This window comes from Pseudomonas sp. Tun-23181 (assembly GCF_057415455.1).
Genome location: NZ_CM171630.1, coordinates 4,827,998 through 4,840,232, shown reverse-complemented (window position 1 = coordinate 4,840,232; position 12,235 = coordinate 4,827,998). Strand labels below are relative to the sequence as shown.

Annotated in this window: 10 protein-coding genes; 6 read left to right on the top strand and 4 right to left on the bottom strand. The window is 66.5% G+C overall.

Annotated features, from left to right (window positions below; all coding sequences use genetic code 11):
* Positions 1–73: 73 nt before the first annotated feature.
* The 4 genes from ACDI39_RS22870 to edd form a co-directional block, all read right to left on the bottom strand.
* Complete coding sequence (locus ACDI39_RS22870) at positions 74–1,528, bottom strand: ATP-binding protein (RefSeq protein WP_225787224.1); 1,455 nt, start codon at positions 1,526–1,528, stop codon at positions 74–76.
* Positions 1,509–2,234 (bottom strand): two-component system response regulator GltR, encoded by a 726-nt coding sequence (gltR, locus tag ACDI39_RS22865; RefSeq protein WP_225787223.1) that lies wholly within the window; start codon positions 2,232–2,234, stop codon positions 1,509–1,511. The genes ACDI39_RS22870 and gltR overlap by 20 nt, the downstream gene beginning before the upstream one ends.
* 72 nt (positions 2,235–2,306) lie before the next feature.
* A complete protein-coding gene (locus ACDI39_RS22860) occupies positions 2,307–3,266 on the bottom strand; it encodes a glucokinase (protein WP_225787222.1) in 960 nt (319 codons plus the stop codon).
* Positions 3,263–5,089: a phosphogluconate dehydratase gene (gene edd, locus ACDI39_RS22855; RefSeq protein ID WP_225787221.1), complete on the bottom strand. Its 1,827-nt coding sequence runs from the start codon at positions 5,087–5,089 to the stop codon at positions 3,263–3,265. Before edd ends, ACDI39_RS22860 begins: the two co-directional genes overlap by 4 nt.
* A 267-nt stretch (positions 5,090–5,356) precedes the next feature.
* On the opposite strand from edd, the gene gap reads away from it, so the two are divergent.
* From gap to ACDI39_RS22825, 6 genes are all read left to right on the top strand, one after another.
* Positions 5,357–6,358 carry a type I glyceraldehyde-3-phosphate dehydrogenase gene (gene gap / locus ACDI39_RS22850; RefSeq protein ID WP_225787220.1) on the top strand — a complete coding sequence of 334 codons (1,002 nt, stop codon included), beginning with the start codon at positions 5,357–5,359 and terminating at the stop codon, positions 6,356–6,358.
* Between the two features lie 286 nt (positions 6,359–6,644).
* Positions 6,645–7,157 (top strand): RNA polymerase sigma factor, encoded by a 513-nt coding sequence (locus ACDI39_RS22845; RefSeq protein WP_225787219.1) that lies wholly within the window; start codon positions 6,645–6,647, stop codon positions 7,155–7,157.
* 93 nt (positions 7,158–7,250) lie between these two features.
* Positions 7,251–8,213, top strand: a complete 963-nt coding sequence (locus ACDI39_RS22840) for a FecR family protein (RefSeq protein ID WP_486537077.1) — start codon at positions 7,251–7,253, stop codon at positions 8,211–8,213.
* Positions 8,214–8,339: 126 nt separating this feature from the next.
* Entirely contained in the window at positions 8,340–10,928 is a 2,589-nt protein-coding gene (locus tag ACDI39_RS22835; RefSeq protein WP_486537076.1) for a TonB-dependent receptor, read from the top strand.
* 230 nt (positions 10,929–11,158) lie between these two features.
* On the top strand, positions 11,159–11,767 hold the full coding sequence (locus ACDI39_RS22830; protein WP_225787216.1) for a biliverdin-producing heme oxygenase: 609 nt from the start codon (positions 11,159–11,161) through the stop codon (positions 11,765–11,767).
* Positions 11,768–11,819: 52 nt separating this feature from the next.
* Entirely contained in the window at positions 11,820–12,233 is a 414-nt protein-coding gene (locus ACDI39_RS22825) for a YbaN family protein (protein ID WP_225787215.1), read from the top strand.
* Positions 12,234–12,235 lie beyond the last annotated feature (2 nt).

Genomic DNA, 12,235 nt, shown 5'->3' with positions numbered 1-12,235 from the left:
GTCTAACCAGCACACCGGCGCCGCCAGGTAACGAAGGGATGCGCGAATGTCACCGAACCGTGACATTCGCCGCTCAGTCGGCCGTGCGCGGCAAGCTCAAGGTGACCCGCAGGCCACCCTGGCGCAGGTTCAGCAGGCTCACCTCGCCACCGTGGCTGTGGGCGATGTTGCGCGCGATCCCCAACCCCAGACCGTAGCCCTGCTGCTGCCCGGCCAGGCGAAAATGCGGCTCGAACACCTGCTCCAGGCGCTGCTCAGGCACCCCGGGCCCCTGGTCGTCCACTTGCAGGACGAACCCGGTGGCGCTGTCGAGGATGCGCAGGTGCGCCCGCTCGCCGTACTTGATGGCGTTGTCGATCAGGTTGCCGATGCAACGGCGCAAGGCCAGCGGCTTGCCCGGATAAGGCGCCAGTGCGCGGCCCTCGACGGTGATGCGGCCATCGCCCAGGTAGGGCTCGGCGAGGATCTCCAGGACCTGGTTGAGGTCGATCGGCTCGATGTTCTCGTGGATGTCGGTGTCCTTCACGCACTGCAGCGCGCCCTTGACCAGCAGCTCCAGCTCGTCGAGGTCGCGGCTGAACTTGGCCTGCATCCGCTCGTCGTCGAGCAGCTCGACCCGCAGGCGCAGGCGCGTGATCGGCGTGCGCAGGTCGTGGGAGATGGCGCTGAACAACTGGCTGCGCTCGGTCAGGTAGCGACTGATGCGCTCACGCATGCTGTTGAAAGCGCGCCCCACGTCGGCCACCTCGCTGCCACCGCCTTCGGTCACCGGCGCCACGTCCGCCCCCAGCGACATCTCCCGCGCCGCCCGCGCCAGGCGCTTGAGCGGGCGGCTCTGCCAATGCACCAGCAGGCCGATGAACAGCAGCAGCAAGGCCGTGGTCAGGGCGATGAAGCCGATCTGCTGGCGTGGCAGCCGCTCGGCCTCCAGGCCCGTGTAGGGCTCCGGCAGCAACGAGGCGATGTACAGCCACTCGCCCTCGTCCAGGCGGATCTGCGTCACCAGCACCGGCGGGTTGAGCGGCTCCAGGGTCAGCGAGTAGTGCGCCCAGGAGCGCGGCAACTCGTCGAGCCTCAGGCCGCTGTTGAAGATGCGCAGCTCCTGGGGGCTGACGAACGCCACGCTGATCTCCACCTGCTGGCCGAGGCGCTCGTGCAATACCTCCTGGAAGACCTCGATCACCGCCTGCTTGCGCGGCGTGACCGGCAGCAGCGGCATGTCCAGGGGCTTTTCGTTGAGCGAGACGAAGAAGCGCGTCCCGCCCATGCTGCGCAACTGGTCGAGGATCATCGGCCGGTAGGCCACCGGCAACGAGCGGAAGTAACTGACACTCGCGCTCATGGAATGGGCCAGGCTGCGGGCGCTGGCCTGCAGGCCCTGCAACTGGCTGGCACGCAGCTGCGACACCCAGATCAGGCTCGACAGCCCTTGCGCCAGCAGGACCACCAGCAGGGTCAGCAGCAGCATGCGCCCGAGCAGCGAGCGCGGCAGCAGGCGCCAGCGCCGTTCAGCAGGCCGCGCAGACATGGGCCGCCAGCAGGTAGCCGCTGCCGCGCACGGTGCGGATCAGGCGTGGTGGCTTGTCGGTGTCGCGCAGCCGCTGGCGCAGGCGGCTGACCGCCATGTCGACGATGCGATCCAGGGGCATCGGCTCGCGGCCGCGGGTGGCATTGCCGATGGTGTCGCGGTCGAGGATCTGCTGCGGATGGTCGAGGAACAGCTTGAGCAGGGCGAAGTCGGCGCCGGAGAGGATCACCTCCTCGCCATCACGGTGGAACAGGCGATGGCTGATGGTGTCCAGGCGCCAGTCGTCGAAGGCCAGCACGGCACCGGCCGGCGCGGCCTGGGCGAATTCGGTACGACGCAACAGGGCCTTGATCCGCGCCTGCAGCTCGCGGGGGCTGAAGGGTTTGCCGAGGTAGTCGTCGGCCCCCAGCTCCAGGCCGATGACCCGGTCGGTCTCGTCGGAACTGGCGGTCAGCATGATGATCGGCACCCGTGCCTGGCGCGGGTGCTGGCGCACCCAGCGGCACAGGCTGAAGCCGTCCTCGTCGGGCAGCATCACGTCGAGGATCACCAGGTCGCAAGGCTGGCTGTCCAGTGCCTGGCGAAAGCCCTGGCCATCGGCCGCGGCGTGGACCTGGAAGCCGGCCCGGCTCAGGTAGGTTTGCAGCAGTTCACGGATCTCCTGGTCGTCGTCGACCATCAGGATCGATTTTCCGGCAGTGCTCACAACGTCCCATCCTCTGGTTGGCGCGGGTCTTCATGCCCGCTGTTGTCGGGGCTGCTGTGCAGCCCGCTTGAATCAGTCCTGCAATGCCTGCTGCAACGCCACCCCGGCACCGAGCAACCCGGAGAACTCCGCCGTCACCAGCCATACCGGCAGCCCTTCGAAATACCCGCTCATGCAGCCCTTGTCGGCAAAGCTTGCAGCGAACCCGCTGTGCAGGAACAGCTCGGCAAAGCGCGGGATCACGCCGCCGACGATATAGACCCCGCCCCGCGCCCCGAGGGTGAGCACATTGTTGCCCGCCACCCGGCCAAGAAAGCGGCAGAACTGCTCGATCACCGCCATCGCCCGTGGCTCGCCGCCCAGGGCGGCATCGGTGATCTGCGCCGGGGTCTTGTGCCGTGGCGTATCGCCGTCCAGGGCGCAGATGGCCTGGTACAGGCGCACCAGGCCGCCACCACTGAGCACGGTCTCGGCGCTGACATGGCCGATCTGCCGGTGGATCTGCTGGTGGATCGCCGCCTCGCGGGTATTGCCCACCGGCAGGTCGACGTGCCCGCCCTCCCCCGGCAGCGCCAGCCAGCGCTGTTCATCCAGGCGCAACAGGGTGCCCACGCCCAGGCCGGTACCAGGGCCGATGACCAGCGCCGGACGCGCAGGGTCCGCCTCGCCCGGGCAGACCTGGCGGTATTCGCCGTCCTGCAGGCGGGTCATGCCCAGGGCCATGGCGGAAAAATCGTTGAGCAACAGCAAGCGCTCGACCTGCAGCGCCTGGCAGAAGGCACGGCGGCTCAAGCGCCAGTGGTTGTTGGTGAAGCGGAACTCGTCGCCATCCACCGGCCCGGCCACCGCCAGGCACACCGCCGCCAGAGCGCCACGGCCGATGCCCTGCTCGGCAAGGTAGGCCTCGATGGCCTGTTCGGGGCGAGTGTAGTCGGCAGTCGCCAGCACCTGCACGGCATGCAGCCGGTTATCGCGCCACAGGGCGAAACGGGCATTGGTGCCGCCGATGTCACCGACCAGCAAGGCCTTCATTTGAGGTTCTCCAGGGCCGAGGTGAAGGCGCTGGCGCCCTGCTCGGCCGGGCTGAACGCCATGCGCATGAAGCCGAACAGCTCGCGGCCACAGCCCAGGTCGTTGCCCCGGGGTGGCTCGGGCAACTCGCGGGCGGCCATTTCCTCGGCCGGTACCATGACCTGCAGCGTGCCTTCGACACCGTCGACCCGCACGATATCACCATCGCGCACCCGTGCCAGCGGGCCGCCGTCATAGGCTTCCGGGCAGACATGGATGGCCGCCGGGATCTTGCCCGAGGCGCCAGACATACGCCCGTCGGTGACCAGCGCCACCTTGTAGCCACGGTCCTGCAGCACGCCGAGGAACGGCGTCAGCTTGTGCAGCTCGGGCATGCCGTTGCAGCGTGGCCCCTGGAAACGCACCACGGCGACGAAGTCGCGCTCCAGCTCCCCGGCCTTGAAGGCATCGGCCAGGGACTGCTGGTCGTGGAACACCCGCGCCGGCGCCTGCACCACCTGATGCTCGGGCGCCACGGCGGAAACCTTCATGACCCCACGACCCAGGTTGCCCGCCATCACCCTCAGGCCACCTTCGGCCGAGAACGGCCGGGCCACCGGCCGCAGGATGTTCTCGTCGAGGCTTTGCGCCGGCCCTTCGCGCCAGACCAGCTTGCCGTCCTCGAGAAACGGCTCCTGGGTATAGCGGCGCAGGCCATGGCCGGCCACGGTGTTGACGTCCTCGTGCAGGAGCCCGGCGTCGAGCAGTTCGCGGATCAGGAAGGCCATGCCGCCGGCGGCCTGGAAGTGGTTGATGTCGGCCTTGCCGTTGGGATAGACGTGGGACAGGGTCGGCACCACCTCGGAGAGGTCCGCCATGTCCTGCCAGGTCAGCTGGATGCCGGCGGCCTGGGCGATCGCCGGGATGTGCAGGGTGTGGTTGGTCGAACCACCGGTGGCATGCAGGGCGACGATGGCGTTGACCAACGCCTTCTCGTCGACGATCTCGCCCAGGGGCATGAAGCTGCCGCTGGCCTTGGTCATGCGCGTGACCTGCTGCGCCGCCTCGGCGGTCAGGGCATCGCGCAGCGGCGTGTAAGGGTTGACGAACGAGGCGCCCGGCAGGTGCAGGCCCATCACTTCCATGACCAGCTGGTTGGTGTTGGCGGTGCCGTAGAAGGTGCAGGTGCCGGGGCTGTGGTAGGACTTCATCTCCGACTCGAGCAGTTCCTCGCGGCTGGCCTTGCCCTCGGCGTAGCGCTGGCGCACGTCGGCCTTCTGCTTGTTGGAGATCCCCGAAGGCATCGGCCCGCCAGGGACGAAGATGGTCGGCAGGTGACCGAAGCGCAGCGCCCCCATCATCAGGCCGGGGACGATCTTGTCGCAGATGCCCAGCATCAGCGCGGCGTCGAACATGTTGTGCGACAGGGCGACGGCGGTGGACATGGCGATCACTTCGCGGCTGGCGATGGCCAGCTCCATGCCCGGCTCGCCCTGGGTCACGCCATCGCACATGGCCGGCACGCCACCGGCGAACTGGCCGACCGAACCGATCTCGCGCAGGGCCTGCTTGATCAGTTCGGGGAAGTGCAGGTACGGCTGGTGGGCCGAGAGCATGTCGTTGTAGGCCGAGACGATGGCCACGTTGGCGGCGTTCATCATCCGCAGGGCCTGCTTGTCCTGGGTGCCGCAGCCGGCCACGCCGTGGGCGAAGTTGGCGCACTGCAGGCCGGCGCGCATCGGTCCGTCGCTGGCAGCGCCGCGAATCAGCTCCAGGTAGCGTTCACGGGTGGGACGGCTGCGTTCGACCAACCGTTCGGTGACCTCAAGGATGCGCGGATGCATGTACTGGACTCCAGGCTAACAGTGGGGGTGGTCTCACAGGGCATTTCCCCTTCAAACGATTGCGACCTAGGCTCAAGGAAAAGGTGCCTGAGGCAATCGAGGGAAGGCTGGCCCAACCACTCGTTGTAGGTTTAAACAAAATACTGCCATCAAAAAGGCTTGTTTTCTATCTGTCAGTGAATAATCTTGTAATTCCAACAACAAAACCGTTTCAGTGAAGCTGCTCTTTTTGCCACAGGCTTCACCCGGACCGCCAGAGGTAGTGCCATGACCCTTCGCATCGCCATCAATGGATTCGGCCGCATCGGACGCAACGTCCTGCGCGCACTCTATACCCAAGGCTACCGCCAGGACCTGCAGGTCGTCGCCATCAACGACCTGGGTGACAGCGCCATGAACGCCCACCTGCTCAAGTACGACAGCGTGCATGGGATCTTCGAGGCCGATGTCCAGGCCGATCACGAGAGCCTGACGGTCAATGGCGACCGTATCGCCGTCAGTGCCATCCGCAACCCGGCGGAGCTGCCGTGGAAAGCCGAGGCGGTGGACGTGGTGTTCGAATGCACCGGGCTGTTCACCGAGCGCGCCAAGGCCGCCGCCCACCTGGCCGCCGGAGCCGGCAAGGTGATCGTCTCGGCACCGGCCAAGGGCGCCGATGCCACGGTGGTGTATGGGGTCAACCACGATATCCTGCGCGCCTCGCACCAGGTCATTTCCAATGCTTCCTGCACCACCAACTGCCTGGCGCCGATCGCCCAGGTGCTGCACCGCGAGTTCGGCATCGAGCAGGGCCTGATGACCACCATCCATGCCTACACCAACGACCAGGTGCTCACCGATGTCTATCACGGCGATCCGTACCGTGCACGTTCGGCGACCCAGTCGATGATCCCGAGCAAGACCGGCGCCGCCGAGGCCGTGGGCCTGGTGCTGCCGGAACTGGCCGGCAAGCTCACTGGCATGGCGGTCAGGGTACCGGTGATCAACGTGTCGCTGGTGGACCTGACCGTCAACCTCAAGCGCGAGGCCAGCGCCGAGGAAGTCAACAGCTTGTTCCTCGAGGCCAGCCGGCATTCCCGGGTGCTGGGCTACAACGCCCTGCCGCTGGTGTCGTGCGATTTCAACCACAACCCGCTGTCGTCGATCTTCGATGCCAACCATACCCGGGCCAACGGTCGGATGCTCAAGGTATTGGCCTGGTACGACAACGAATGGGGCTTCTCCAACCGCATGCTGGACAACTGCCTGGCGCTGTGCAACGCCCGCTGATAGCTGACGGGGTATGGGCAGGGCTGCTTTGCAGCCATCGCCGGCAAGCCGGCTCCCACAGAGCCCCTGCAAACCGCATCATCCAGGGTACGACTCGTACCCCTGTGGGAGCCGGCTTGCCGGCGATGGGGCGCGAAGCGGCCCCAAATGGCCGTTGAGGCCTTGACTCACCGGCATTGGGAAAGCGACGGCTGCCGATCTTTACCTAATCGTGACACTTCCAGGCTTGACCTCGGCCAATGATGATAAGCATTATCATTCACCTTCTATCGGCCCAGGTTTCCCCGTGAGTCAGTCCCGGTTCAACACAGTCTTCCTAACCCAGCGCCTCACCCTGCTGCGTACGTTGCAGCGCATGGTCGGCAACCCCAGCACGGCCGAGGACTTGCTGCAGGAAACCTACCTACGGGTCACCCGTGCCTTGGGCGAACGCCCCATCGAGCACCTCGAGCCGTTCGTCTTCCAGACTGCGCGCAACCTTGCCCTCGACCACTTGCGGGCACGCCGGGTGCAGGCACGGACCCTGGTCGACGATGTCCCCGAGCAGGTGCTGCACAATGTCGCCGCCCAGGCCGGCAGCAGCGAGGACGCCGCCCATGCCGAACAATTGCTCAGGCACCTGAGTGTCAGCCTTGGCCAGCTCACTGCGCGCCAGCAGCGGATCTTCATCCTCAGCCGCCTGCATGGCGCCAGCTACCTGGAAATCGCCGAACAGTTGAAGGTCTCGGCCAGCACGGTGCAGAAGGAACTGAAACTGATCATGGCCATCTGCATGGGCGTGGCCGACCGGCTCAAGTGAGCCGACCGCTCGCCGGCCGACCGAGGCAAAGCCCTTGCCATGCCTCGCCGCAGCCCTGATCATTCAAAAAAAAACCTACCGCAAGGAACCTCCGTGACCGACAGCCCCGTCCCTCGCCCGTCACCCGCCGGGCCTGACGCCCGTGCCCGTGCCATGGACGAGGCACTGGACTGGCTCGTGCGCCTGCAATGCGCCAGCGAGGACGATACCCGTGCCTTCGAAGCCTGGTTGAGCGCCGCCCCGGAAAACGCCGAGGCCTATGTCGAGGCCGAAGCCCTGTGGAACGGCGCGCCCCTGCGCCAGGCCGCCAGCCACCTGCACCACAACCGCCGCCGCTCCCTTGGCGGGCGCCTGCGTGCCCACTGGAAACCTCTGGCCACCGCCGCCGTGTTGCTGGTCGGGCTGTTCACCTTCGGCAACCTGCCGGTACGCCTGCAAGCCGATCACCTGACTGTGGTCGGCGAGCGCCAGCGCCTGCAACTGGACGATGGCGCGCAGGTGCTGCTCAACACCAACTCGGCCTTCGCCAGCGACCTGCGCGAGGGCCGCCAGGTCGCCCGTCTGCTCCAGGGCGAGGCGTATTTCCAGGTGCCCGGCGGCATCCAGGCGCCCCTGGAAGTCCAGGCCGGACCACTGCGTGCGCAGGTGCACGACACCGACTTCGCCGTGCGCTACCTCGATGGCCAGGCCCAGGTGCGGGTGCAACGCGGCGACGTCGACCTACAGGCCGCCAGCGACCAGCGCATCCGCCTGAGCGCCGGCGACAGCATCAGCGTCGGCCCCCAGGGCTTCAGCCAGCGCCAGCGCCCGGACATGAGCAAGGAACTGGCCTGGATCGACGGCCGCCTGGTGTTCGAGAACTGCCCGCTGAGCCAGGTCCTCGACGAGCTGCGCCGCTACTACCCCGGCTGGATCATCAACCGCAACACGCAGCTGGAGCAGGTCGCGGTGACCGGCAACTACCGCCTCGACCAACCCCTGGAAACCTTGCGCGCCCTGGCCCAGATCACCTCGGCGCAACTGCACGAGTACCCCGCGCTGGTGATCATCAACTGACCGACGAACTTTTTTTACGCGATCGCGCCGCCCTGCCCGTCTCGTTATAGCCAATGCAACTGATTCTTGTTTTGAAACAAGAACAGCCATCACCTATAACAGTTCGCGCGTCAGGGAGCGCCTTCGATGTCCACAGGTCCAACTCGTCCGTCCACCTCCTCCCGCCGCATGGGGCAGCTGTCGCTGCTGACCCTGGCCTTGCTCGCCAGCGGCGCCTGCAGCCTGCCGGCGCTGGCCGCAGAGCCCACCCAGGCCAGCGGCCCGCGCATGGGCGACTACCGCTTCGCCATCGCCCAGCAGCCGTTGGTCTCGGCGATCAACGCCTTCAGCCAGGTCACTGGTTGGCAGGTCGGCTTCAATGCCGAGTTGGCCGAGGGAGTGTCCTCGCCGGGGGTGCAAGGCTCGCTGGCGCCGGAGGCCGCGCTCAAGCGCCTGCTCCAGGGCACCGGCCTGGGCTATCGCAAGATCGGCAACGGCAACGTGGTGCTCGAACGCCAGGTGGCAGGCAACGCCATCGCCCTGCAGCAGCTCACCGTCAGCGCCACCCGCAGTGCCCAGGACGTCAGCCAGGTGCCCAGCACCGTCAGCGTGCAGACCCGCGAACAACTGGACCGGCAGAACGTCAACAACATCCAGCAACTGGTCCGCTACGAGCCTGGCGTGTCGGTCGCCGGCACGGGCCAGCGCAGCGGCCTCAATGGCTACAACATCCGCGGCATCGACGGCGAACGCATCCTGACCCAGGTCGACGGCGTGTCCATTCCAGACAGCTTCTTCTACGGCCCCTACGCCCAGACCCAACGCAACTATGTCGACCCGGAGATCGTCAAGCGCGTCGAGATTCTTCGCGGCCCGGCCTCGGTGCTGTACGGCAGCAATGCCATCGGCGGCGCGGTGAGCTACTTCACCCTCGACCCGGACGACATCCTCAAACCCGGCAAGGACGTCGGTGCGCGCCTGAAGACCGGCTACAGCTCGGCGGACGAAAGCTGGCTGACCTCCGCCACCGTGGCCGGCCGCCAGGGCGACTTCGACGGCCTGCTGCACCTGAGCCAGCGCAATGGCCACGAGACCGAATCCTACGGCAGCCATGGCGGCACCGGCCTGGATCGCACGCAGGCCAACCCCGAGGACGTGCGCACCACCAACGTGCTGGCCAAGCTGGGCTGGAACTACGCCGACGATGCGCGCCTGGGCTTTACCTACGAGCGCTACAAGGACGATCGCGACCAGAACATCCTCAGCGCGGTGGGCGGCCCCTTCATTCCCGGTTTTGGCGCCATGAATTCCTATCGCACGCGCCAGGGCAACGACACCGTGACCCGCGAGCGCTTCGGGATCAATCATGAATTCGGCCTCGACAGCCTGGTCGCCGACCATGCGAAGTGGAGCCTGAACTACCAGATCGCCAAGACCGACCAGCGTACCGATGAAATCTACGCGGCCTCGGGGCGCGAGGTATTCAGGGATCGCCAGACCACCTACAAGGATCGCCAGTGGGTCTTCGATGCCCAGTTGGACAAATCCTTCAGCATCGGCCCGACCGATCACCTGCTGACCTACGGCACCACGCTCAAGCACGAGAAGGTCACCGGTTCGCGCAGCGGCACCGGCACCTGCCTGAACGTGGGCGGCAGCTGCGCGTTCATCGGCCAGGACAGCAGCCGGGACGGCCAGGCACTGGTCAGCGATTTCCCGGACCCGACCGTCGACACCTACAGCCTGTTCGCCCAGGATGAGATCCGCTGGAACAACTGGACCTTCCTGCCAGGCGCGCGCTACGACTACACCCGCATGGAGCCGCACATGACCACCGAGTTCCTGCGCGGCGTGCAAGGCAGCGGCGAGGCCCCCGAGCGGATCGACGACTCGGACAAGAAATGGCACCGCGTCTCGCCCAAGTTCGGCGTGACCTATGCCTTCAACGACAACTACACCTGGTACGGCCAGTACGCCGAGGGTTTCCGTACGCCGACCGCCAAGGCCATGTACGGGCGCTTCGACAACCCAAGCCTGGGCTATCGCGTGGAGCCGAACCCCGACCTCGAGCCGGAAAAGAGCAAGAGCTACGAGACCGGCCTGCGCGGCAACTTCGAGGCAGGCAACTTCGACGTGGCGGTGTTCTACAACAAGTACCGCGACTTCATCAACGAAGACGCCGTGCAGTCGGCCAATCTGGGCTCGACCTTCCAGGCCAACAACATCAAGCACGCCACCATCAAGGGGGCCGAGTTCAAGGGCCGCCTGAACCTGGACCACTTCGGCGTAACCCAGGGCCTGTACACCCAGGGCTCGCTGGCCTACGCCCATGGCCGCAACGACGACAACGGCCAGCCGCTCAACAGCATCAACCCGCTCACGGCAGTGATCGGCCTGGGCTACGAGCAGCAGAACTACGGCGGCCTGCTCAGCTGGACCCTGGTCAAGCGCAAGACCCGCGTCGACGACACCACCTTCTTCGCCCCCGACGGCACCAGCTCGCAGTTCCGCACCCCGGGCTACGGCGTGCTGGACCTGACCGGTTTCTACAAGGTGACCGACGACATCACCGTCAATGCAGGCCTGTACAACCTCACCGACAAGAAGTACTGGCAGTGGGACTCGGTGCGCGACTACGACGCCCTGGGCGAGGCAGCGGTGACCCAACCGGCCAACCTCGACCGCCTGACCATGCCGGGCCGCAACTTCGCCATCAACCTGGTGTGGGATATCTGACTGCAGTCAGGGGGCGCTTCGCGCCCCTTTCCAACCAGTACGGCGCCCCGGCAAGGCCGCTCCCACATGGCCCTTCAGCGCCCATTATTTGTGATCGACTCGGCCCCTGTTGGAGCAGGCCGCGAAGCGGCCCCCTGACGATAATTTCACCTCTAGATGAGATTTTTTTACTGTTCCGTCTCACCTGGTTCGTCTTGTACTAGACAGCCTATTCCCAAGGACCCGCCTCCATGACCAGCACCCTTGCCTCTGAACGCCCAAGCCTGCGCTCGCAGCGCCTGAACCAGATCACCCATGCGCCGCACAGCGAGCTCGATGCCCTGGTCAAGTCCCATGCGCCGTTCGACAATCGCGAAAACTTCGCACGCTTCGTGGTCGCCCAGTACCTGTTCCAGTCCGAACTGCAGGCCCTGTACAACGACCCACAACTGATCGCCATCGTCCCCGACCTGGCCGAGCGCTGCCGCGCCGAACAGGCCCGCCTGGACCTGGCCGACCTGGACACCGAAGTCCCCGCACCGGTCTTGGGCGCCCTGCACAACCCGAGCCTGGGCGAGGCGATGGGCTGGATCTTCGTCTCCGAAGGCTCCAAACTAGGCGCCGCGTTCCTGATCAAGCGTGCCGTGGCCCTGGGTCTGTCGGACAGCTTCGGTGCCCGCCACCTGGGCGAACCGGCCGGTGGCCGTGCCGAGGGCTGGAAGCAGTTCACCCGCATCCTCGACAGCCTGGAGCTGTCGGCCGAGGAGGAGGCCGCCGCCGAACGTGGCGCGGTCGCTGCCTTCGAGCGCTTCACCGAACTGCTCAAGCATGCCTACGCCGCGGATGCCGCACTGGCCTGACACGCCTTACCCGGCCCCCCCTGGTGGCCGGACCGCCCCTTGCAGTGAGACCATGACCCAGCCTGCCCGCTCGAAGCTGTCCCGCCTGCTGTACGCGATCCTGGCCTATGTCAGCCTGGGGATAGGCCTGGTCGCCATCGTCGTGCCCGGCCTGCCGACCACCGAGTTCATTCTCCTTGCCGCCTGGGCCGCCACCCGCAGCTCACCGCGCCTGAGCGCCTGGCTGGAGAACCACCGGCTGTTCGGGCCGATCCTGTACAACTGGCGCAACGGCAAGGTCATCCAGCGCCGCGCCAAGGTCAGCGCCACCGTCAGCATGCTGCTGTGCGCCACGCTGATGCTGGTTTTCCTCGAGCATCGCTGGCCGGTGTTCCTGGCCCTGGCCGGCATGGCCCTGGGCAACCTGTGGATCTGGTCGCGCCCGGAGCGGCCTACCCCGCCCTGCCCCGGCACCGGCCCGGCCTGACG